The sequence below is a fragment of the Erwinia rhapontici genome (genome assembly GCF_012271765.1).
In the GTDB taxonomy this organism is placed as follows: domain Bacteria; phylum Pseudomonadota; class Gammaproteobacteria; order Enterobacterales; family Enterobacteriaceae; genus Erwinia; species Erwinia rhapontici.
Window position 1 is genome coordinate 141,141 of the sequence record NZ_VRKO01000003.1, and the last position, 23,022, is coordinate 164,162.

The following is a 23,022-nucleotide window of genomic DNA, read 5'->3' on the forward strand; positions in this document are numbered from 1 at the left end:
AAAATACAGGGAGGTGAACAAGCCAGTGAGGAGAGATAAAGCGGTAACATCAACAACAGAGAGGGTTTTGTCGAAAGGTGATGCCCCCGGTGAAGGGGGCATGCAGGTCTAGATTGCGACCGGGGCTTTAATTGCCGGATGCGGATCGTAGCCTTCAATCTCGAAGTCGTCGAAACGATAGTCGAAGAGGGAAGCCGGTTTACGTTTGATCACCAGCTTCGGCAGCGCACGCGGCTCACGCGTTAACTGCAAACGCGTCTGCTCAAGGTGGTTGCTGTACAGATGAGTATCCCCGCCCGTCCAGACAAAATCACCGACTTCCAGGTCACACTGCTGCGCCATCATATGCACCAGCAGCGCATAGCTGGCGATGTTAAACGGCAGGCCGAGGAAGATATCGCAGGAGCGCTGATAAAGCTGGCAAGAGAGCTTGCCATCAGCCACGTAGAACTGGAAAAACGCATGACAGGGTGCCAGCGCCATCTGATCCAGCTCACCGACATTCCAGGCGGAAACAATGATGCGACGCGAGTCCGGGTCGCTTTTCAGCTGTTCGACCACTTTCGTCAGCTGGTCAATCTGAGCACCATCGGGTGCTCCCCAGCTGCGCCACTGTTTGCCGTAAACCGGGCCAAGATCGCCATTTTCATCAGCCCACTCGTCCCAGATCGAGACCTTATTTTCTTTCAGGTACGCGATGTTGGTGTCACCGTTCAGGAACCACAGCAGCTCATGAATAATCGAGCGCAGATGGCACTTTTTGGTGGTAACCAGCGGGAAACCTTCCTGCAAATTGAAACGCATCTGATGACCAAAAATCGACAATGTGCCGGTGCCGGTACGATCATTTTTCGGCGTGCCCTGGTCGAGCACATGCTGCATTAACGCCAGATACTGTTTCATTTTTCCTCACGAAGCTGTGGCTGCGGACGACGACGATACGCCCAAATCATCATAATCACGCCAGCCACAATCATTGGTACAGAGAGGATCTGCCCCATGCTGATGCCGCTGAACAGGCCAAGCTGCTGGTCAGGCTGACGGAAGAATTCAACGATAATACGGAACGCACCGTAGCCAATCAGGAACAGCCCGGATACCGCGCCCATCGGGCGAGATTTACGAATGAAGACGTTGAGGATGATAAACAGCACGATACCTTCAAGGATCAGCTCATAAAGCTGTGAAGGATGACGTGGCAATACACCGTAGGTTGACAGCAGCTGCTGCCATTCAGGATGGGTTGCGACCAGGGCGATATCTTCGCTACGCGAGCCTGGGAACAGCATCGCCCACGGCAGATTGGGGTCAACGCGGCCCCACAGCTCACCGTTAATAAAGTTGCCGAGTCGGCCAGCACCCAACCCAAATGGGATCAGCGGCGCCATAAAATCAGAAACCTGGAAGAAATTGCGTTTGGTGCGCCAGGCGAAGATCAGCATCACCACGATCACCCCAATCAGGCCTCCGTGGAAAGACATGCCGCCATCCCAGACTTTAAACAGGTACAGCGGGTTATCCAGGAACAGCGGCATATTGTAGAACAACACATAGCCGATACGCCCGCCGAGGAAGACACCCAGGAAACCGGCATACAGCAGATTTTCTACTTCTTCTTTTTTCCATCCGCTACCCGGTTTGTTAGCACGGCGAACTGCCAGCCACATCGCGAAAACGAAACCCACCAGGTACATCAGTCCGTACCAGTGCAGTGAAACCGGTCCGATGGAGAAAATCACCGGATCAAATTGAGGGAAAGCCAGATAGCCGTTATTCATCTTTCACCATTAGTAAAGTCAGTCCTGACAGGCAGCCGCACACTCCGGGGCTGCATAAGGCGCGCATCATAGCATAATGCGAATTATTGCGGCCTGAGCTAACTGTAAACTTTGTTAAGCAAACGCTGCCAAAAAACACGGTTAACGGCCACCACGAATCAGGCCGCCTAAACCTCGCCGCTCCATAAACGAGGCCACCAGATGACGTACCTCTGTCGCGAACTGGGCTTCCATACCCCGTTGCGCCAGGACTTGTGCATCTTCATGCTCAAGATGGCTCAGCAGGTATTTTACGCGTGCCACGTTGCGACCATTCATACTGAGATGGTGATAACCCATGCCCACTAACAGCGCCACGCACATGGTATCACCGGCCATTTCACCGCACAGACAGAGTTCGATACCGGCGCGTTGGGTTTCATCCGCAATACTTTTTAATGCCCGCAGCATCGCCGGATGCAGGCTGTCATACAGACTGGCCACCCGGGTATTGTTACGGTCAACCGCCAGCAGATACTGTGTCAGATCGTTGGTGCCCACAGAGACAAAATCGACGCGCCCCTTAAGCTGCCCGATCATAAAGATCATGGAGGGGACTTCGATCATGATGCCAATGCGCGGCTGTGGAATAACATAGCCGAGCATCTCTTCCACTTCACGCGCAGCACGTGCGATCAGGCGGCGGGCCTCATCGATCTCTTCCAGACTGGTGATCATCGGCAGCAGAATATTCAGATTGCCGCTGGCGACATTGGCACGCAACATGGCGCGCAGTTGCACCAGGAAGATCTCCGGTTGATCCAGCGTCAGACGAATACCGCGCCAGCCAAGACAAGGGTTTTCTTCACTGATGGGCATATAGGGTAGCTGTTTATCCGCCCCCACATCCAGAGTACGCAGGGTCACCGGCTTATCCAGGAACAGTTGCAACATGCCCTGGTACTGCGCCACCTGCTCTTCTTCCGATGGAAAACCGTTTTGCAGCATAAACGGAATTTCGGTGCGATACAGACCCACACCGTCCACCCGGTTCCCTACCATCTTCTCGTGTTCGGCGCTTAGGCCTGCGTTGAGCATCACTTTTACCGGCTCACCGCTTTTCAGCGCGCCGGGCAGGAAGACAAAATCCTCCGCCAGCAGGCTCAGTTCATTCTCTTCGCTGATCAGCCGCTGATATTCCTGCACCAGCACGGGTTCAGGATCGACCAGCAGTTCGCCACGATAGCCGTCAACGATCAGCAGATGCCCTTTCATCAGCTCGGGCTGGATGTCAGCACCCATCACCGTTGGGATGCCCATCGCCCGCACCATAATCGCGGCATGCGAGTTGGCGGCACCATCGCGCACCACCACCCCCGCCAGGCGGTCACGCGGCAGCTCGGCCAACGTGGTGGCGGTCAGCTCATCGGCCACCAGTACAAAGCGCTCAGGCCAGGTGTTAGTGCCCTGCATGGTGTCATCGAGGTGAAACAGCAGACGCTGCCCCAGCACGCGCAAATCGCCTGCACGCTCACGCAGATAGCTGTCCTGCAAGCTGGCAAACTGCGCGGCGAATTTTTCAATGACTTTTTTAACCGCCCACTCGGCCACCGATCCGGCATCGATTTCCGCCAGCAGGTCTTTTTTCAGCCGGGCATCACTTAAGAGGTGTGAATAGAGATCGAAGATCGCCGCACTCTCTTTGTGCATGCTGGCAGTAAAACGCTTGCTGTAACGACGAAACTCGTTCGAGGCTTCACTCATGGCGAGCGCGAGGCGTTCGCGTTCTCGCACGGTATCGAGGGTCGATGCCGCGAAGACGTTTTCCAGTGAAGGCTGGCTAGAGTCGACCCAACCCTCCGCTACCGCAACGCCAGGCGCCGCCGCCAGCGCACGAATGCGGGTTTGACGGTACTGGCCAAACAGGGCATTAAGCTGTGACTGTGAGAGGATCGCTGCCATTTGCGTGGCCAGCGTAACCAGAAAAGACTCTTCACTTTCGTCGAACTGACGATGTTCGCGCTGCTGAACCACCAGCACGCCAAGCAACTGGCGACGGCTGATAATCGGCACGCCAAGAAAGGAACGGAAACGCTCCTCTTTCACCGAAGGAATATATTTGAAGCTGGGGTGACTCTGCGCATCGGCGAGGTTAATGGGCTCTGCAAGCCGCCCTACTAAGCCAACGATACCTTCATCAAATGCCAGGGCAACAGTGCGCCCACGCGGCTTTTTTAGCCCACGGGTAGCCATCAGGTAATAGCAGCGACGATCGTGATCCGCGAGATAGACCGAACAGACTTCGGTTTGCATCGCCACACAGATTTCGTTAACCAGAATATCCAGCGCCTCGGTAAGCCGGGGCGCTGCCGCCACTTTCTCAACTATTTCGCGTAGCTGTGTGAGCATAATCTACGTGGCTTAACCTCTCTTCCGTCGAAAACCTGGCGCATTTCGCTGTACGGTATTCTCCTGCAGGGGCATAACCACACTGGCAAACTCTTTCATCACGCGGCGGTAAACATCGCGTTTAAAAGAGACCACCTGGCGTACCGGATACCAAAAGCTCACCCAACGCCAGCCGTCGAACTCTGGCGTGCTGCTGGTTTGCATATTGATATCCGCGTCATTGCACATCAACTGCAGAAGATACCACTTCTGTTTTTGGCCGATACAAACCGGCTTTGTGTCCCAACGCACCAAACGTTTTGGCAACTTATATCGTAACCAGTTACGGGTGGATGCAAGGATGCGGACATCCTTGCGGTTCAAACCGACTTCCTCGAAAAGTTCGCGGTACATCGCCTGCTCCGCCGTCTCCCCTGCGTTAATACCGCCCTGGGGAAACTGCCAGGAGTGCTGACCAAAACGTCTGGCCCACAACACCTGTCCCTGCCTGTTACAAATTACGATACCAACATTCGGGCGGTAGCCATCATCATCGATCACCGGACTACCTCAAACTAAAACTGGATGTTCTGATTGTTTCATACTCCTTACAGACGGTAAACCACTGCTTTTAGGGGATGTGACTGCATCCGGCTGGGATAACTTGCCCTTTTTTGCAAAGTTATAAACAGATACCCGGATAAAAGTGCGATCTTATTCACGTTTTCTGTGGATAGCTTTGTGCAGAACTCTGTTAACAGGTGGGGAAAACTTTTTGACAGGCACAGAGCGACTTTTTTAAAACTAAGAATAACCCCCTATTAATCATCATCTTTTGCCGTTAACCACAGGCTTTCAACCGCTTGTCATTTGGCTGTCATCATCCACTGATCGCCAACTGGTGAAAGATCGAACGCCTTGCACGTTATCCACAGAATATGCCGATTAGTTAGGCATGAAAAAGGAAAAATAGTGGAAAAGAGCCAACGTCAAGGCTGTAAATGGAAACAGTATTATTATAAAAAGTGAGTTATCCCACTTTTCTGTGGATAACTACCCCGGTGATCCTGTTCATTGTCGGTGGCAAGCCGGGTAAAACTGTAGAGAGAGGCTTTTTTTTACGTGCCTGATGCAATAAAAAAACATGATTTATCATGCTATTATTGGTGTTTTCCCCAGACCTGTCCGGGATATTTTCTCTGTGGGCAAATGACGGCTATTTTTTGAACAGATTACGGACGTGATGATGACTGGTGATCTCTACCTCGTTTCTCCGCCAGAAAATGAAGACGAACTGATGGCGCGCGCCGCCGCACTGGCCGGTTATACGCTGGGCGAACTGGCAGCGCGCATCCACCTGCCCATCCCACGCGATTTAAAACGCGACAAAGGCTGGGTTGGCCTGTTGCTGGAACGCTACCTCGGCGCCAGCGCAGGCAGTAAGCCAGAGCAGGATTTTGCCGGGATTGGCATTGAGCTGAAAACGATTCCGGTTGATGCCAGCGGCCGCCCGCTGGAAACCACGTTTGTCTGCGTGGCACCGCTGACCGGCAACAGCGGCGTCACCTGGCATAACAGCCACGTACGCCATAAGCTAACGCGGGTACTCTGGGTGCCCGTGGAGGGTGACCGCGCTATTCCACTGGAACAGCGCCATGTGGGCGCACCCTTATTATGGAGCCCGGATGCCACAGAGGAGTTGCAGTTGCAGCGCGACTGGGAAGAATTAATGGATATGATCGTGCTGGGCCAGGTTGAGCAGATTACCGCACGTCACGGAGAATTCCTGCAAATCCGGCCGAAAGCGGCGAACAGTAAAGCGCTGACAGAGGGAATTGGCCGTGACGGGCAGCCGATCATGACGCTGCCACGGGGTTTTTACCTGAAGAAAACCTTTACCGGCCCGCTGCTGGCCCGGCATTTTCTGCTATAAAAAACCCCTGTAAAGATTTTCCCGCTGCTGTAAACCTTAGGTATAATCGTCGTTTAGCTTTCGTTTAACTTTTATTAGAATTTAGGATGCAACATTACCATGTTTGACTGGATTGCCGATCCCAATGCCTGGTTAGCGCTCGGTACGCTAACGATCCTCGAAATTGTCCTCGGGATTGATAATATTATTTTCCTCTCGCTGGTGGTGGCAAAACTGCCTAAGCATCAACAGAATACCGCCCGCCGTATCGGTCTGGCTGGCGCCATGTTGATGCGTCTTGGCCTGCTGGCCTCGATTGCATGGGTTATCCGCCTGACGGACCCGCTGTTTACGCTGATGGATCATGCATTCTCAGCGCGCGATCTGATTCTGCTGTTTGGTGGATTATTCCTGCTGTGGAAGTCGAGCATGGAAATTCATGAAACCATTGAAGGTGGCGGCGGTGAGCACAACACCAATGTGCATTCATTTATCGGCGCTATCGTGCAGATCATGCTGCTGGATATTATCTTCAGCCTTGATTCCGTCATTACTGCCGTGGGCCTCTCCGACCATCTGGTTATTATGATGGCTGCCGTGGTGATCGCGGTACTGGTGATGATGTTTGCCGCGCGTGCTATCGGTGATTTTGTTGACAGACATCCGTCGGTGAAAATGCTGGCGCTGGCGTTCCTGATCCTCGTGGGTTTCACGCTGATGCTGGAAAGCTTCAATATTCACATTCCTAAAGGCTACATCTATTTCGCCATGTTCTTCTCTATGGCGGTGGAATGCCTCAATCTGGCACGCAATAAAAAACGTCCGCTGTAACATCACCTCCTTACCCGGCCTGTCGGGCTGGGTAAGGAAATAGTGGTGATGCAATGTCAATGGTGTGTTGTGCGCACGATCCATTTTCAGACTCATACTATTATCGCTACAGGGAAAATAGTTTATTACTACACTTATGCTGAAGTGTTGAGTAATGAAGAGTAAGGGAGACAACGATGAAGTGGATTTTTAGCGCAGCGGTGCTGGGCATGGCAGTATTAGCGAGTGGTTGCAGCAGTAATTATGTGATGGCAACCAAAGACGGCAAGATGATTATGACCGACGGTAAGCCGCAGATTGATAAAGATACTGGTCTGGTGAAATATACCGACGATTCCGGCCACGAACTGCAAATTAACGGTGATGAAGTCTCGTCCATCGTTGAGCGTTAATTTTTAACGCAACAGTCCCATCATTCATTCGAGTTGCAGAATCAACCGACTTCTGCGACTTGATAAAGGATGAGTTTCAAGCGGCCTTTATAGCACTTCCCGATAAATACCCTCTTCCCCCACCCGCGCTGCACGGTTATAGTCGAAAACCGGGTTTTTGGCGTAACCTGCCAGCCCCAGGCAAAAAGCCCCTGTTGCGGACGCCCTGATGTCCCTGACCTTTGACGAATGAAAAAGGAAGCCGGCCATGCATTATCACCGTATCCCTCACAGCACCCTGGAAGTCAGTTCCCTGGGGCTGGGCACCATGACGTTTGGTGAGCAAAACAGCGAAGCCGACGCCCATGCACAACTGGATTTAGCCCTCAGCCGCGGGATCAACCTGATTGATACCGCCGAAATGTACCCTGTGCCACCCCGCCCGGAAACCCAGGGCCTGACCGAGCAATATATCGGCAGTTGGCTGAAGGCCCGTGGCAACCGCGATAAAGTCATTCTCGCCTCTAAAGTCTCCGGCCCGGTACGCGGTGCCGATGCCTCTATCCGGCCAAATCAGGCGCTGGATCGCAAGAATATTCGTACGGCGCTGGATGCCAGCCTGAAACGTTTGAACACCGACTATCTTGACTTATACCAACTGCACTGGCCGCAGCGTCAGACCAACTATTTTGGCAAGCTGAACTATCAGTACACCGATAACGCCGCCACCGTGACGCTGCTGGAGACGCTGGAAGCGCTGACTGAGCAGGTGCGCGCAGGTAAAATTCGCTATATCGGCGTATCCAATGAGACGCCGTGGGGCGTGATGCGCTATCTGCAACTGGCAGAGAAACATGAACTGCCGCGTATTGTCAGCATTCAGAATCCCTACAGCCTGTTAAACCGTAGCTTTGAACTGGGGCTGGCAGAGATCAGCCAGCACGAAGGGGTTGAACTGCTGGCTTACTCCAGCCTGGCGTTTGGCACCCTGAGTGGCAAATACCTTAACGGCGCGAAACCTGCCGGGGCGCGTAATACGCTGTTCAGTCGCTTTACCCGTTACAGCAGCGAGCAGTCGAATCAGGCAGTAGCCGAGTATGTCGCGCTGGCGAAGCAACACGGGTTAGATCCGTCACAGATGGCGCTGGCCTTCGTGCGTCAGCAGCCATTTGTTGCCAGCACCCTGTTGGGCGCCACCACGCTGGAACAGCTGAAGATCAATATTGACAGCTATGATGTCACGCTGAATGAAGAGGTGATTGAAGGGCTGGAAGCGATTCACCGTCGCTACACCTACCCGGCACCATAAGAACCGCAGGCAGGGCGATCGTTCGCCCTGCCTGGTCTGACTGCCCCGTCAGAGCTGACGGGTAACTTTGCGTTTCTGCGCCAACTGCCAGCCCCACAGCACCGCAATCGCCAGCGCAAACAGCGCACCAAAGCCAACGCCTGTCGCCACTGGCGGCGCACCAAACTTAATCGCCAGCGTGTAAAGCCCAAGCATCAGCAGCATCGCGGTGTTCTCACCCAGATTCTGTACTGCCACCGCATTCCCCGTGCCTACCGAGTCTTTGCCACGCATCTGCAATAACGCGTTAAGCGGTACGACGAAGAAGCCGCCGAGCATCCCGATAATCACCAGCAGCACATACGCATTGATGGCCTGCTGCTGTAATGAGAAGAACAGCACCGCCACGCCAATCAGTACACCTGCAGGCATACAGCGTCCCACGGTTTTTAACGTCACCAGCTTCGCTGCGGCAATGGCGCCGAAGACGATCCCAATCGCCACCATCGCATTCAGCAGCGTCGGCGTTTTATTGTCGCTAATCCCCAGCGCCACCGGCACCCACAGCACCAGCAGGAAACGCAACGTCACGCCCGCGCCCCAGAACATACTGGTACCCACCAGTGAGAAACGGGTTTCGCCATCACGCCACAGGGTACCACAGGCGCGGAAGAAGCTGGCCGACATGCGGGCCGGATGCCATGACTGACCGCCGCGTGCGACCGCCAGTTTTGGGATCAGCACATTCGCCGCCACCGCCAGCGCATAAGCCAGCACGCAGGCCACCAGCGCCGCCGTCAGATTCCAGTCAGCAAGAAACCCACCCGCCACCGATCCCAGCAGGATAGCGGCAATGGTGGAGGACTCCATCAGACCGTTGGCTTTCACCAGCGTGTCACCGCCGGTCAGCTCCCCGAGAATGCCGTATTTCGCCGGAGAATAGGCCGCCGCACCAATCCCCACCAGGCTGTAGCCGAGGAACGGGTCAAAACCAAAACAGATCACCAATGCGCCCAGTAGCTTGAGAGCATTGGCAAACATCATGACCCGCCCTTTGGCAAAGCTGTCGGCCAGTTGCCCGACAAACGGGGCCAGCAGGATGTAGGTGGCCACAAACATCATTTGCAGCACCGGCTGGCTCCACTCCGGGTAGACCAGTGATTTCATCACAGCCAGCGTGGCAAACAGCAGCGCATTGTCACCAAATGCGGAGAAGAACTGCGCCACAATCACCGCCATCATGCCCTTGGACAATAGCGGCTGACCACTCACCTGGGATGTGCTCATGCCTGTTCCTCCGACTTTTCAGCCATTTCACGCAGAGTGACGAAATCCGGTTTACCGCTGCCCAGCAGCGGCAGCTGTGACAACACGCGAATATCACGGGGAACAGCCAGCTCAGGGCTGCCCAGTTCACGCGCCGCACGGGTCAACTGTTCGCGGGTCAGGCTGGCATCGGTGGTAAACAGCACCAGAGCCTCGCCGCGATTACCGTCCGGTTTGATGGTTGCCGCATGCTGTTTCTCCCCTGAGGCTTTCAGCGCAATCAGTTCAACACTTTCCAGCGAGACCATCTCTCCGGCAATTTTCGCAAAGCGCTTCACGCGCCCCTGAATCTGACAGAAACCGCCCTCATCAAAGCTGACGATATCGCCGGTGTCATACCAGCCAGCGTCCATCTGACCTTCGCCGTTATCGGCCTGAGGCGCTTCCAGCACGCCAGGGCGCTCAACGCGCAGATAGCCTTTCATAATGTTCGGGCCACGCAGCTGTAACAGACCGCCCTGCTCGATCCCCGGTACAGAAACCAGGCGCGAATCCATGCCCGGCAGGATGCGACCCACGGTGTGGGATTTCGCGGCCATCGGCACGTTGATCGCCACCACTGGCGCGCACTCCGTTACACCATACCCCTCAAGAATACGGATGCCGTATTTCTCCATCCACAGTTCACGGGTCTGGTTTTGCAGCTTCTCCGCCCCTGCCACCACGTAACGTAAACGGGCAAAGTCATACGGACTGGCAAAGCGCGCATAGTTCCCCAGGAAAGTGGAGGTGCCAAACAGCACGGTGCAGTTACGGTCATAAACCAGCTCCGGCACAATGCGATAGTGCAGCGGGCTGGGATAGAGAAACACTTCCGCACCGGTCATCAGCGGGGTAAACAGGCCCACCGTCAGGCCAAAGGCGTGGAACAGTGGCAACGCTGACATAAAACGATCGCGCGGCGTAAAGTCAGCCACGGTGCGGATCTGTTCAACGTTCGCCAGCAGGCTTTTATGCGAATGCACCACCCCTTTCGGGTGGCCTTCAGAGCCGGAGGTAAACAGCACCATCGCGGCATCTTCCGGCTGCTGCGGCACCTGTGCCCGGGAAGGCATCAGCAGATGGCGCAGGATCCACAGTTTGTCCTGAGTTGTGACGGTATCTTTCAGATCTTCGAGGTAAATCCACTGAACCTGAGGGATGCCTTCCGGCAGATGCCACAGCTTGCCTTTGTCGAGGAACTGACGCGAGGTGAACACCGTTTTCACTTCAGACGCGGTCAGAGCGCTGGTCAGCCCTTTCACGCCTGCGGTGTAGTTCAGCATCGCCGGGATACGCCCGCGCATTGATGCACCGAGGATCGCCGCTGCCGTGACGGTGGCATTCGGCAGTAACAGGCCGATATATTCCCCCGGCTGGCTGTAGCGTTCCAGAATACGCCCCACTCCGAGCGACTTTTTCAACAGCCCGGTGTAGCTGTCAGGTTTAAAATTGACGTCTTCCACGCAGGGTTTAAACAATCCATAGCGGGTGCGTGCGGCCAGGAAGGCCTGGTACAGTGTTTCACGCGGACGTACCGCCATGCGGGCTTCCATCATGATGTGATGCAGATGCTCACCCGCCAGGCGACGACGATCGCGCGCACGCGGTGCTTCGGGCATCGGAATTATCGTCGCAGGCAGTACGGTCAGAGTGATACGTGGAAACAGACGGCGTTTAAACACACCGGCGAGGCGGCCAAACAGGGTGTATTCGGCACCTTCAATGCGCAGCGGCACCACGGTCGCCTGCGATTTTGCCGCGACAAACCCCGCACCATCGTAGATTTTCATCAGCGACCCGGTCACGGTAATACGCCCTTCCGGGAAGATCACCACCGGGCGCCCCTGGCCAATCAGCCGCACCAGGTGTTTGATGGACATCGGTTTGGTCGGGTCGAGGGGAACGAAGTCGATCACCGAGCGCAGCGCACGCATATACCACTGTTCGCTGATAGAGGAGTAGACGGCAAATACGGGTTTCACCGGCAGGAAAACCGCCAGCAGGATGCCATCAATGAATGACATATGGTTCGGGGTGATCAAGACCTTCTCTTTATAAAGCCCGGAGAGATCGCCCGTCAGGCGGGCACCAAACAGCACCCGTAGCAGAAAACGCAACACAGAGAACAGCATGCTTTGTCCTTTTTCGCTGTAACAAATTGCGTTAACGATGCAGCAAAGGTGCGGACAACTCAATATCTAATGGTTTTTTCCCTGTCTATTCGGTGACGGGGCGATCGGTTCGCCCCGTGCGTCGCCGATTATATTTTAAATACCGCCATCGCCTGCACCAGCTGCTGGCTCTGATCTTCCAGTGAACGGGTGGCCACGGCAGACTCTTCTACCAGTGCGGCATTCTGCTGCGCCACCTCTTCCATCTGGCTGACGGCAACGTTCACCTGGTCAATGCCCTGGCTCTGTTCACGCGAGGCGTTGGCGATCTCCCCCATCAGCACATTGATGCTGGCGATCTGCCCGGCGATGGTATTCATGGTATCGCTGGCTTTAGCGGTCAACTGCGATCCGGTATCCACGCGGCTGCGTGAGTCGGCAATCAGTGCGTGGATCTCTTTTGATGCCTGCGCACTGCGCTGAGCCAGGGTACGTACTTCATTCGCCACCACCGCGAAGCCCCGCCCCTGCTCGCCGGCACGTGCGGCTTCTACTGAGGCATTCAGCGCCAGGATATTGGTCTGGAAAGCGATACCATCGATCACTTCAAGAATGCTGGCAATACGATCGGAGCTGCGGGAAATCTCCTTCATATTATTCATCACATCACTCATCAGGTGGTTACCGGCACTGGCCGTACCCGAGACATTTTCCGACAGTTCATGACCATGACGGGCATTTTCAGCATTATGTTTTACTGTTGCCGTCAGTTGTTCCATGCTGGCGGCGGTCTCTTCCAGCGAGGATGCAGAAATTTCGGTACGGCGCGACAGATCGTCATTACCGTTCGCCAGCTCGGCACTGCCTGTTTCAATCGCAAGGCTGGCATCACGCACCCGGCTGACCGAGTTCATCAGTGATTGCTGCATCAGCGCCAGCCCGGCATTCAGGCGGCCCAGTTCATTGCTGCCCGCTTCCGGCAGCGGCCGGGTCAGGTCACCGCTGGCAATAAACTCCAGCTGATTCACCGCCTGATTCAGCGGTTTCAGCAGCATCACCCGCAGCACCATCCACCCCAGTGCAATCAGCACCAGCGTCAGCACAAAGCAGATAGCGATCAACACCAGCATCCGCGTACGATCGGCGCTGGCCTGCTCAAGCTGCTGCTGCCCGGTTAACTGGGCATAATCAAAGAACGCTTTGTTGGCCTGGTCGAAGGCGATGCCCAGCGGGCGCAGACGGGTATCAATCATGGCGTAATAGGTGGTGAGGTCACGCTGTTGCAGAGCCTCAATCATCGGCTTCAGCCCTTCACTCATATACGTCTGGTAGGCGCGGTTAATATCCTCTCCGAGCGCTTCGCCCTTGCCGCTGCCTTTGACGGCGGTAAAGAAGCGCGCAAGGTCATCATGGGCTGCCGCCGCATACTTGCCCGCACGTTCAGCCGCGGCGGCCCCTTCCGGTAGTTTACCCAGTTCAATATTCCGCACCGCCAGTGAAGCCACCACGCGGATACGCTGCATGTTGGTGTTACTGCTGGCAAGGTTGCCTAGCTGCACGCCCTGGGTCAGGTTGACCGCATTCAGCGCGTCGTAAGATTTACCAATCGCCACCACGCCCAGCACGCTAACCACCAGCAGGATCAGTGCCATAAGCGCGAGCAGGAGAAGCAACCCGGTACGAATCGAGAGATTTTTGATCATGATATTTTCCGCAGGTGAAGTTTTTTTTAGGCTATAGCGGGTATATCGGCAGGAAGAGAGGATAACTGTAGGGGCGGGCACGTGCCCGCCCATGCCCCATACTACGGCGTTTTCCAGCCGCCACCGGTTGCTACAATCAGCTGCACGCTGGTCACCCACTGGGTGCTTTGCAGTGTCAGCAGGCTCTGCTGCTGGGTCAGGCTGGTATTCTCGGTGGTGGCCACGTCGAGATAGTCGATCATCCCTGCCTGATACTGATTGTTAGTGACGCGTGCGGACTCCTGTGCTGAGGCCGCCGCACGCTGCTGCGCCTGCATTTCCGCCTCGAAGGTGCGCAGTGCCACCAGATAGTTTTCGACCTCTTCAAAGCCGGACAACACGGTCTGCCGATAGCTGGCCACATCCGCATCGTACGCGGCGCGTGCCTGATCCACTTTCGCGGAGGTGGCTCCGAAATCAAGCAGCGTACCGCTCAGGCTGGGTCCCAGCGACCAGACGCGATTGGGTAAGGTCAGCAGATGACTGAAGCTGGAACTGGAATAGCCCGCGCTGGCGCTGAGCGTCAGATCCGGGTAGTAACCGGCAATCGCCACGCCTACGGCGGCATTGGCGGCGGCCACCGTGCGTTCTGCCTGGGCGATATCCGGGCGGCGTTGCAGTAAATCTGCGGGCAATGTCACTGGTGCCGCCGGCAGTGTGGCCTGAAGCGGTGCCACCGCGAGGCTAAACTCTGCCGGGGTTTTCCCCATCAGTACCGCAATCGCATGTTCAAGCTGAGCACGTTGCCAGCTGAGATCGAGCGCCGAAGCCCGTGCGCTTTCAAGCTGGGTTTCCGCCTGCGCCAGGGTGCCGCGTGATTCACTGCCTGCCTGGTATTTATTCTGGATAACCGTCAGATAGCGCTGATAGGCATCCACGCTTTTCTGATACAGCGCGATGCGCTGGTCAAGAATGCGCAGCTGGAAATAGTCCTGTGCCAGCGTTGACTGGGCGCTGAGGGTCATATTCGCCAGTTCGGCCGCGCTGGCCTCTGCGCTGGCCCGGTTCTCCTCCAGCGTGCGGCGCAGTTTGCCCCAGAGATCCAGCTCCCAGGACGCGGAAGCCTGCAATGCGTGGCTGTTACTGACCGACTGACCGCTGGTGCTGGTGGTGGCAGATGCCCCGCTGCGCGTCGAACTGCCCGTCCCGGTGACCGTTGGTAGCAGATCGCTGCGCGATTCTGAGGCCAGCGCCAGCGCCTGGCGGTACAGGGCTTCATACTGCGCCACGTTCTGATTCGAAATCTTCACCTGACGCAGCAGGCTATCCAGCGTGCTGTCGTGATACACCGCCCACCAGTCGCCTTTGCTGAGCTGATCCTGTGGCGTGGCCTGCTGCCAGCCTTTGGCCTCTTTATACTGCAACGCGGTCGGGGCTGTCGGGCGCTGGTAATCCGGGCCAACGGCACATCCGCCAATCAGCAATGCCAGTACAAGAGGAGTGAGTTTTTTCATTTTCATCATTATTGAGTTATTCAGCATGACGCAGGCGCAGCCACTGACGTCGTGTGGCACGACTGACGCGGTCAAGATAGAGGTACACCACCGGAGTAGTGAATAAGGTCAGTAACTGGCTCAGGGCCAGGCCACCGGCAATCGCCAGCCCCAGCGGGCTGCGCAGATCGGCATCTCCCCCGCTGCCCAGCGCCAGCGGCAGTGCGCCGAAGAACGCCGCCAGGGTGGTCATCATTATCGGACGGAAGCGCATCAGACAGGCCTGAGTGATCGCCTGTTGTGGTGTCATTCCTTGCTTACGTTCGGCCGCCAGCGCAAAGTCGATCATCATAATGGCGTTCTTTTTCACGATGCCAATCAACAACAGGATGCCGATCAGCGCGATCACCGTCAGCTCCGTGCCGGTTAACAGCATCAGCAGCAGCGCGCCCACCCCGGCGGACGGCAGCGTGGAGAGAATGGTTAACGGATGAATATAACTTTCATACAGCATCCCCAGCACAATATACACCGCAGCCAGCGCCGCGAGGATCAACCACGGCATTGAGGCATTCAGCTCGGCAAAGGCCTGCGCGGTGCCGGCAAAACCGGCCTGAATGGTGTTCGGCAGGCCAATTTTTGCCATCGCCGTTTTCACTGCCGCCTGCGCCGCTTCAAGGGATGCACCGTCCTGGAGGTTAAAGGCAATGGTGCTGGTGGCCGACTGCCCCTGATGGTTAACCGATAACGGTGCATTGCTGCCGCTAATGCTGGCAAAAGCCGACAGCGGAATGCGATCGCCGCTGTCATTGACCACAAACAGCGTGTTGAGCGTATCCGGGTCGCGCGTCCATTCCGGGCTGAGTGACATCACCACATGATACTGATTCAGCGTTTTGTAAAGCGTGGCAACCTGACGCTGGCTGAAGGCGTTATTCAGCATGTCATCCAGCATCTGCACATCCACGCCCAGCCGGGTGGCGCGGTCACGATCGATAGTGATCATCACTTCCTGCCCGCCGGTCTGCGAGTCAGAGTCAATGCTGGTCAGCAGGGGGATCTGCTCCAGCGCCGCCTTCACTTTCGGTGTCCAGATACGTAGCGTATCCAGATCGTCAGCCTGCAGGCTGTACTGATACGAGGCATTCGCACTGCGCCCGCCGATATGCAGATCCTGCGCCGCCATCAGGAACAGCTCCACGCCAGGCACATTCTGGGTTTTACCGCTGAGGCGGTTGGCCACTTCGCTGGCACTGGCATCACGCTGGTCGAAATCTTTCAGATGGACGAAAAACATGGCGGTATTACGCGAGCCAAATGCCCCGCTGCCCATCGAAGACATCACCCCATCCACCGCCGGATCTTTTTCGATCATCGCTGCATAGGCTTTCACTTTCGGTTCCATCGCCTGGAATGAGACGTTCTGATCGGCACGCATCATGCCCATCAGCAGCCCGGTATCCTGGTTCGGGAAGAATCCCTTCTGCACCACCGAATAGAGAAAGACGTTAAGGATTACGGTCAGCAGCAGGCTGAACATCGTCAGGCGCTGATGGCGCATCACCCATGTCAGCGCAGCGGCATAGGCAGCCAGCAGGCGGTTGAGGCCATTTTCAATCCACTGATAGAGCGGATGTGGGCGTTTCGTCACCGCCGGTTTACGCTTCAGCAGACGCGAACAGAGCATCGGGGTCAGGCTGAGTGAGACCAGCATGGAGATAATCAGTGAGGCGGTGAGCGTCACGGCAAACTCGCGGAACAGGCGCCCGACAATACTGCCCATCAGCAGGATCGGGATAAACACCGCCACCAACGACAGCGTCATCGACAGCACGGTGAAACTCACTTCCTGCGCACCTTTGATCGAGGCGCGCACCGGGCTGAGCCCCTCTTCGATGTAGCGGGTGATATTTTCCAGCACCACGATGGCATCATCCACCACAAAGCCGGTGGCGATAATCAGCGCCATCAACGACAGGTTATCGAGGCTGTAGCCGCACAAATACATCACCGCGCAGGTGCCAATCAGCGATACCGGCAGCGCCAGCGCCGGGATCACCAGCGCACGCACATCGCGCAGGAAAACAAACACCACGCCGATCACCAGCAGCATGGCAATCAGCAAGGTCTCTTCGGTTTCATACAGCGAGGCGCGCACGTTGGGCGAACGGTCGACCACAATGGTCAGTTTCACGTCAGCGGGCAGATCTTTTTCAATCAGCGGCAGTTGGGCTTTAATGCCATCGATGGTCTCCAGCATGTTAGCCCCGGCGGAACGGGTCACACCGATGGTCACCGACGGTGAACCGTTATAGAAACCAGCGCTGTAGTTATCTTCCACGGAATCAGACACCTTAGCGACATCGCTCAGGTGAATGGCAAGCCCGTTGCTGTAGCTGACCACCAAATTACGGTACTGGCTGGCCTGATCGAGCTGGCCGTTGCCGTCCACCATCCATGACTGGCTTTTCCCTTCCAGCCTCCCTTTCGGCAAATTGGTGGTGCTGTTAGCGATGGCTTCACGCACGCTGTCCAGTGACACACCCGCCTGGCTTAACTGCTGAGGTTGCAGGTCAATTCGCACCGCAGGCAGGGCACTCCCGCGCAGGGAAACATCCCCCACGCCCGTCACCTGGGCGATCTTCTGTTTGATTTTACTGTCGGCCAGATCGTACAGCTCAGCGCTGGTGCGCGTGGTGGAGGACAGCGCCATCATCAGCACCGGGGCATCGGACGGGTTGGCTTTCTGGTAGGTCGGTAGCGACGGCATACTGCTCGGCAGCAGGCTGCGCGCTGCGTTGATGGCGGCCTGCACATCGCGCGCCGCGCCGTTTATATCGCGATCGAGGGCAAACTGCAGGATGATATTGGTCGAACCTTGAGAACTCTCCGAGGTCATCTCAGTGATACCGGCAATCTGCCCCAGCGCACGCTCCAGCGGCGTGGCCACCGTGGCAGCCATCGTTTCCGGGCTGGCTCCCGGCAGGTCAGCCGACACCATAATGGTCGGGAAATCCACCGTCGGCAGCGGGGCGACCGGCAGCAGTCGATAGCCCAGCGCCCCCAGCAACACCAGCGCCAGTGTGAGTAACAGCGTGGCAACCGGGCGGAAAATAAACAGACGCGTCATACTCATTCACGCCCCCGTGCGGCGTCTGAGCGGCGCAGATAACGTTTCATGCGCTGTGACAGCCCATCAAACCACAGGTAGATCACCGGGGTGGAAAACAGTGTCAGCACCTGGCTGAAGATCAGCCCGCCAACAATCACCAGGCCCAACGGCTGACGCAGCTCTGCACCCGAACCGGAAGCCAGCATCAGCGGCAGCGCACCCAGCAATGCCGCCATGGTGGTCATCAGAATCGGACGGAAGCGCAGCAGGCAGGCCTGGTGGATCGCCTCACGGGGGCTGAGGTGCTGCTTGTGCTCGGCCTCCAGCGCAAAGTCGATCATCATAATGGCGTTCTTTTTCACAATGCCGATCAGCAGGATCACCCCGATCAGTGCGATCAGGCTGAATTCGGTATCCGCCAGCATCAGCGTCAGCAGCGCCCCTACCGCCGCCGACGGCAGCGTGGAGAGAATGGTCACCGGGTGAATAAAGCTCTCGTAAAGAATACCCAGTACCACATACATGGTCAGCAGCGCTGCGAGGATCAGCCACAGCGTATTGCCGGTTGCACTCTGGAATGCCGCCGCTTCGCCCTGATAACGCAGGGTAATCGACGGCGGCACCGCCAGTGAAGTGCTCTCCTCACTGATGGCCTGCTGCGCCTGTTCCAGCGAATAGCCATCATTGAGATTGAAGGAGACAGTCACCGCCGGGAACTGATTCAGCCGCATATGTACCAGCGATCCGGTACGCAGGTGTATGCTGGCGACCGAGGTCAGTTTCACCATGCCACTGGTGGTGGTGCTCGTTGTGCTGTCCGTTGAACTGCTGCTGGTCGTGCTGGTGCTGGTTGTACTGGTTGATGATGACGCACTGCTGCTGGTTGAGGGTTGCAGATAGATATCATCAAACGAGGCCGGAGACTGCTGGAATGCAGGCGCCACTTCCAGCACCACGCGATACTGATTCGACTGGGTGAAAATGGTGGAGATCAGGCGCTGACCAAAGGCGTTATACAGCGCGGTGTCTACGTCTGAGGCAGTAATGCCGTAACGGGCGGCGGCATCGCGGTTCAGCTCAACGTATGCCACCTGCCCCTGATCCTGCAGGTTACTGACCACCGAGCTGAATTCCGGGCGCTGCTGCAATGCGCTGACCAGCTTCGGGGACCACGCCACCAGGTTCTGGCTATCCGCATCATCAAGCGTCAGTTGGTAGCGATCCGGGGTAACCTGATCGTTCACCGTCAGATCCTGCGCGGATTGCAGATACAGTGAGATGCCCGGCACCCCCGCCGTCGCCTGTTGCAGCTCGGCAATTACGCTGTCGGCGCGTTCATCGCGCTCGTCAAACGACTTGAGGTTAATCTGCAAACGGCCGCTGTTCAGGCTGGTATTACTGCCGTCGATCCCCACCGTCGAAGAGAGGCTTTCGACCGCCGGGTTTTTCAGGATAATTTCCGCCAGCTGCTGCTGACGCCGTGACATCTCTTTAAATGACACATCCTGAGAGGCGACGGTGACGCCCTGGATCAACCCGGTGTCCTGCGCCGGGAAGAACCCCTTCGGCACCACCAGATAGAGCAACGCCGTCAGGGCCAGGGTGGCTAACGCGACACACAGCGTTAGCCGTTGATGGTTGAGGACGACGGTCAGCAAGCGATCATATCCGGCCACCAGCTTGTCAAAGAACTCGCCGCCTTTGCGGTAGAAGCGCGTCTGGCGGTGTGCAGGAATATGGCGCAGCAAATAGGCACACAGCATCGGCGTCAGGGTCAGCGACACCAGCATGGAAACCAGTATCGACACTGCCAGCGTGATGGCAAATTCGCGGAACAATCGCCCCACCACATCCCCCATAAACAGCAGCGGGATCAGTACCGCAATCAGCGAGAACGTCAGGGAAATGATGGTAAAGCCGATCTGCTGCGAGCCTTTCAGTGCGGCTTCCATCGGGCTTTCGCCCTTTTCCAGACGGCGGGAGATGTTCTCCACCACCACAATGGCATCATCAATCACGAAACCGGTGGCTACCGTCAGCGCCATCAGCGACAGGTTATTGAGGCTGAATCCGGCGAGATACATCACGCCAAAGGTGCCCACCAGCGACAGCGGCACGGCAACGCTTGGGATCAGCGTCGCCGCAACGTTGCGCAGGAACAGGAAGGTCACCATCACCACCAGCGCAATCGACAGCATCAGCTCAAACTGCACATCGCTAATCGATGCGCGAATGGTCTGGGTACGATCCGACAGCACGGTGACTTTGACGCCGTCCGGCAGCGCGGCCTGGAGTGTCGGCAGCTGCGCTTTAATGCTGTCCACTACCGAAATCACGTTAGCGCCCGGCTGGCGCTGCACGCTGATGACAATCGCCGGTGCGTTATTGGCCCACGCCGACTGATAAGTATTCTCAGCCGCTTCTTCAATGTGCGCCAGGTCGCGCAGACGCAGCGCCGAACCATTTTTCCAGGTCAGGATCAGGTTGCCGTATTCAGCGGCAGTGCGCAGCTGATCGTTGGCATCGATGGTGACCGAATGGTACTGACCATCAAAGCCCCCTTTCGACCCATTGACGTTGCTGTTGCTGACCAGCGTATTGACGTCCTCCAGCGTCAGGCCATGTGCGGCCAGCGCTTTCGGGTCCATCTGCACGCGGATGGCAGGCTGATGCCCCCCGGCCAGCGTCACCATCCCCACCCCGGAAATCTGTGACAGTTTTAGCGCAATACGGGTGTTCACCAAATCCTGCACTTTGGTCAGCGGCAGCGTGTCTGAACTGGCGGCTAAGGTGATCACCGCGCTGTCCGCCGGGTTGACCTTTTTATAGGTCGGCGGATTGGGTAAGTCGGTTGGCAGCAGACTGTCGGCGGCATTGATCGCCGCCTGCACTTCCTGTTCGGCCACATCCAGTGACAGATCGAGAGAGAACTTCAGGCTGATCACCGACGAACCGCTGGAACTGCTGGAGGCCATCTGGCTGAGGCCTGACATCTGCCCAAGCTGGCGCTCCAGCGGTGCCGTCACGGATGAGGCCATCACATCCGGGCTGGCACCGGGATAGAGTGTGGTGACCTGAATGGTCGGATAATCCACCTGCGGCAACGCCGATGTGGAGAGCATACGGTAGGCAAAAATACCGGAAATCAGCACGCCCACCATCAGCAGGATGGTGGCTACCGGGCGTTCGATAAAGATGCGCGATGGGTTCATTGCGCTTTCTTGCCCCCGATAGCGGCGGCCGTCTCTTCGGCGGTGACCACCGAGACTTTACTGCCGTCAGTCAGACGGTCGATGCCTTCCGTCACCACCTGCTGACCGGCGCTGACGCCTTCAAGGATCGCCTGCTGGTCGCTGCCAAACACCGGCCCGGTTTTCACCGCTTTGCGGGTCACCGTGTTGTCTTTATTGACCACGTACACAAAGCTGCCATCGCTGCTCAGTTGCAGCGCTTGCCCGGGGATCACCGTCGCCTGTTTCAGAGTGCTGGTTTGCAGGCGCAGGTTAACAAACTGATTGGGATAGAGCGACTCGTCGAGGTTGGCAAACTGCGCTTTCAGCGTAACGGTGCCTGTGCTGGTATCAATCTGGTTACTGATGAACTGCACTTCCCCCTGCGCCAGCTCGCTGCTGCCCTGCTGGTCGAACGCGGTGGCAGGCAGGCTTTGATCGTTGTGCAGTACTTTCAGCAACGTGGGAATATTGCTCTGCGGCACGCTGAAGGTGACGGCGGCGGGTTGCGTCTGTGTGATGGTCACCAGCCCGGTCGTTGAGCTGCTCTGCACCATATTACCGGCATCCACCAGACGCAGGCCAACGCGCCCGCTGATCGGGGCGGTGATACGCGCATATTCAATATTGAGTCTGGCGGCGTCAATTTGTGCCTGGTCGGCTTTGACCGCCCCGCTGTACTGCCCGACCGTGGCGATCTGGGTGTCGAGGTCCTGACGCGCCAGCGAGTCCTGAGCATACAGTTTTTGATAACGGGCCAGCGTCAGTTGCGCGCTTTTCAGCAGTGCCTGATTTTGGTTCAGATCGCCCTGATACTGCGCCAGCGTTGCCTGGTAGCTGCGCGGGTCGATCTGCGCCAGCACCTGCCCGGCGGCCACTTTCTGCCCTTCTTTGAACCAGACGTGCGTCAGCTGTCCGTCGACACGGCTGGTCACGGTCACCGTCGCATTGGGGATCACCGTACCCAGCGCCGTCAGATAGACCGGCACATCAGCCAGCACCACGGGGCCAGTGTGCACTGGCGTCGTCATGCCCGCCATCGTCTGTCCTGGCCCACCCGGGCCCCCCGGGCCACGCATACCGCCAGGGCCACCGGCTCCGTTCTGACCGTGCGGCCAGAAACGCCAGGCCAGAGCAGCGGCGAGCAATAGCAAAATAACGCAGAGGATGATTTTACGCCGGGCGTGCGACTTCTTCGGGGAGGTAACGGTCATGAGGCTCTGTTCAATAAGATGCAGCAAGAGGATAAACACGCCGGTAATCACCGCCGCGACAGAAATTTAATGTGGGCCAGGCATGCCTGGCCCCTACGCTAACACCGCAACATGCGTAGGTACGCCTACGTGAACACTGCATCATACGTAGGGGTCAGGCACGCCTGGCCACTGCGCTAACACTGTGCAACATGCGTAGGTACGCCTACGTGAACACTGCATCATACGTAGGGGTCAGGCACGCCTGGCCCCTGCGCTAACACTGTGCAACATGCGTAGGTACGCCTACGTGAACACTGCATCATGCGTAGGGGTCAGGCACGCC

At 56.9% G+C, this 23,022-nt stretch carries 15 protein-coding genes; 4 read left to right on the top strand and 11 right to left on the bottom strand.

Annotated features, from left to right (window positions below):
• Window positions 1–108: 108 nt before the first annotated feature.
• The 4 genes from thyA to rppH all read right to left on the bottom strand — a co-directional run bounded on the left by thyA (window position 109) and on the right by rppH (window position 4,706).
• On the bottom strand, window positions 109–903 hold the full coding sequence (gene thyA / locus FVB43_RS01680) for a thymidylate synthase (RefSeq protein WP_133846079.1): 795 nt from the start codon (window positions 901–903) through the stop codon (window positions 109–111).
• Window positions 900–1,778, bottom strand: coding sequence for a prolipoprotein diacylglyceryl transferase (lgt, locus tag FVB43_RS01685; protein ID WP_133846080.1), 879 nt, complete (start codon window positions 1,776–1,778; stop codon window positions 900–902). The genes thyA and lgt overlap by 4 nt, the downstream gene beginning before the upstream one ends.
• A 141-nt stretch (window positions 1,779–1,919) precedes the next feature.
• Entirely contained in the window at window positions 1,920–4,166 is a 2,247-nt protein-coding gene (gene ptsP / locus FVB43_RS01690) for a phosphoenolpyruvate--protein phosphotransferase (RefSeq protein ID WP_133846081.1), read from the bottom strand.
• 12 nt (window positions 4,167–4,178) lie between these two features.
• On the bottom strand, window positions 4,179–4,706 hold the full coding sequence (gene rppH, locus FVB43_RS01695) for an RNA pyrophosphohydrolase (protein WP_133846082.1): 528 nt from the start codon (window positions 4,704–4,706) through the stop codon (window positions 4,179–4,181).
• A gap of 685 nt (window positions 4,707–5,391) precedes the next feature.
• Here rppH and mutH point away from each other — a divergent pair.
• The 4 genes from mutH to FVB43_RS01715 all read left to right on the top strand — a co-directional run bounded on the left by mutH (window position 5,392) and on the right by FVB43_RS01715 (window position 8,568).
• Entirely contained in the window at window positions 5,392–6,078 is a 687-nt protein-coding gene (gene mutH, locus FVB43_RS01700; protein WP_374760154.1) for a DNA mismatch repair endonuclease MutH, read from the top strand.
• A 99-nt stretch (window positions 6,079–6,177) separates the two neighbouring features.
• Entirely contained in the window at window positions 6,178–6,888 is a 711-nt protein-coding gene (locus FVB43_RS01705; RefSeq protein WP_133846084.1) for a TerC family protein, read from the top strand.
• A gap of 176 nt (window positions 6,889–7,064) precedes the next feature.
• Complete coding sequence (locus FVB43_RS01710; RefSeq protein ID WP_133846085.1) at window positions 7,065–7,280, top strand: YgdI/YgdR family lipoprotein; 216 nt, start codon at window positions 7,065–7,067, stop codon at window positions 7,278–7,280.
• A gap of 247 nt (window positions 7,281–7,527) precedes the next feature.
• Window positions 7,528–8,568 (top strand): NADP(H)-dependent aldo-keto reductase, encoded by a 1,041-nt coding sequence (locus FVB43_RS01715; protein ID WP_133846086.1) that lies wholly within the window; start codon window positions 7,528–7,530, stop codon window positions 8,566–8,568.
• Between the two features lie 48 nt (window positions 8,569–8,616).
• On the opposite strand, the gene lplT is transcribed toward FVB43_RS01715, so the two are convergent.
• The 7 genes from lplT to FVB43_RS01750 form a co-directional block, all read right to left on the bottom strand.
• Window positions 8,617–9,834, bottom strand: coding sequence for a lysophospholipid transporter LplT (gene lplT, locus FVB43_RS01720; protein ID WP_133846087.1), 1,218 nt, complete (start codon window positions 9,832–9,834; stop codon window positions 8,617–8,619).
• On the bottom strand, window positions 9,831–11,987 hold the full coding sequence (gene aas, locus FVB43_RS01725; RefSeq protein ID WP_159337916.1) for a bifunctional acyl-ACP--phospholipid O-acyltransferase/long-chain-fatty-acid--ACP ligase: 2,157 nt from the start codon (window positions 11,985–11,987) through the stop codon (window positions 9,831–9,833). Before aas ends, lplT begins: the two co-directional genes overlap by 4 nt.
• Before the next feature lie 128 nt (window positions 11,988–12,115).
• Window positions 12,116–13,669, bottom strand: a complete 1,554-nt coding sequence (locus tag FVB43_RS01730; RefSeq protein WP_133846089.1) for a methyl-accepting chemotaxis protein — start codon at window positions 13,667–13,669, stop codon at window positions 12,116–12,118.
• 101 nt (window positions 13,670–13,770) lie between these two features.
• A complete protein-coding gene (locus tag FVB43_RS01735) occupies window positions 13,771–15,162 on the bottom strand; it encodes an efflux transporter outer membrane subunit (protein WP_167863295.1) in 1,392 nt (463 codons plus the stop codon).
• A 16-nt stretch (window positions 15,163–15,178) separates the two neighbouring features.
• Window positions 15,179–18,277 (bottom strand): efflux RND transporter permease subunit, encoded by a 3,099-nt coding sequence (locus FVB43_RS01740; protein WP_133846091.1) that lies wholly within the window; start codon window positions 18,275–18,277, stop codon window positions 15,179–15,181.
• On the bottom strand, window positions 18,274–21,465 hold the full coding sequence (locus tag FVB43_RS01745) for an efflux RND transporter permease subunit (protein WP_167863296.1): 3,192 nt from the start codon (window positions 21,463–21,465) through the stop codon (window positions 18,274–18,276). Before FVB43_RS01745 ends, FVB43_RS01740 begins: the two co-directional genes overlap by 4 nt.
• Window positions 21,462–22,697 (bottom strand): MdtA/MuxA family multidrug efflux RND transporter periplasmic adaptor subunit, encoded by a 1,236-nt coding sequence (locus tag FVB43_RS01750; RefSeq protein ID WP_159337908.1) that lies wholly within the window; start codon window positions 22,695–22,697, stop codon window positions 21,462–21,464. The genes FVB43_RS01745 and FVB43_RS01750 overlap by 4 nt, the downstream gene beginning before the upstream one ends.
• Window positions 22,698–23,022: the final 325 nt, after the last annotated feature.

What these genes read in the sequence shown, in the direction of transcription:
- thyA (WP_133846079.1), bottom strand. Translation starts at nt 903, where the DNA reads ATGAAACAGTATCTGGCGTTAATGCAGCATGTGCTCGACCAGGGCACG.
- lgt (WP_133846080.1), bottom strand. Translation starts at nt 1,778, where the DNA reads ATGAATAACGGCTATCTGGCTTTCCCTCAATTTGATCCGGTGATTTTC.
- ptsP (WP_133846081.1), bottom strand. Translation starts at nt 4,166, where the DNA reads ATGCTCACACAGCTACGCGAAATAGTTGAGAAAGTGGCGGCAGCGCCC.
- mutH (WP_374760154.1), top strand. Translation starts at nt 5,392, where the DNA reads ATGACTGGTGATCTCTACCTCGTTTCTCCGCCAGAAAATGAAGACGAA.
- FVB43_RS01705 (WP_133846084.1), top strand. Translation starts at nt 6,178, where the DNA reads ATGTTTGACTGGATTGCCGATCCCAATGCCTGGTTAGCGCTCGGTACG.
- FVB43_RS01710 (WP_133846085.1), top strand. Translation starts at nt 7,065, where the DNA reads ATGAAGTGGATTTTTAGCGCAGCGGTGCTGGGCATGGCAGTATTAGCG.
- FVB43_RS01715 (WP_133846086.1), top strand. Translation starts at nt 7,528, where the DNA reads ATGCATTATCACCGTATCCCTCACAGCACCCTGGAAGTCAGTTCCCTG.
- lplT (WP_133846087.1), bottom strand. Translation starts at nt 9,834, where the DNA reads ATGAGCACATCCCAGGTGAGTGGTCAGCCGCTATTGTCCAAGGGCATG.
- aas (WP_159337916.1), bottom strand. Translation starts at nt 11,987, where the DNA reads ATGCTGTTCTCTGTGTTGCGTTTTCTGCTACGGGTGCTGTTTGGTGCC.
- FVB43_RS01730 (WP_133846089.1), bottom strand. Translation starts at nt 13,669, where the DNA reads ATGATCAAAAATCTCTCGATTCGTACCGGGTTGCTTCTCCTGCTCGCG.
- FVB43_RS01735 (WP_167863295.1), bottom strand. Translation starts at nt 15,162, where the DNA reads ATGAAAAAACTCACTCCTCTTGTACTGGCATTGCTGATTGGCGGATGT.
- FVB43_RS01740 (WP_133846091.1), bottom strand. Translation starts at nt 18,277, where the DNA reads ATGAGTATGACGCGTCTGTTTATTTTCCGCCCGGTTGCCACGCTGTTA.
- FVB43_RS01745 (WP_167863296.1), bottom strand. Translation starts at nt 21,465, where the DNA reads ATGAACCCATCGCGCATCTTTATCGAACGCCCGGTAGCCACCATCCTG.
- FVB43_RS01750 (WP_159337908.1), bottom strand. Translation starts at nt 22,697, where the DNA reads ATGACCGTTACCTCCCCGAAGAAGTCGCACGCCCGGCGTAAAATCATC.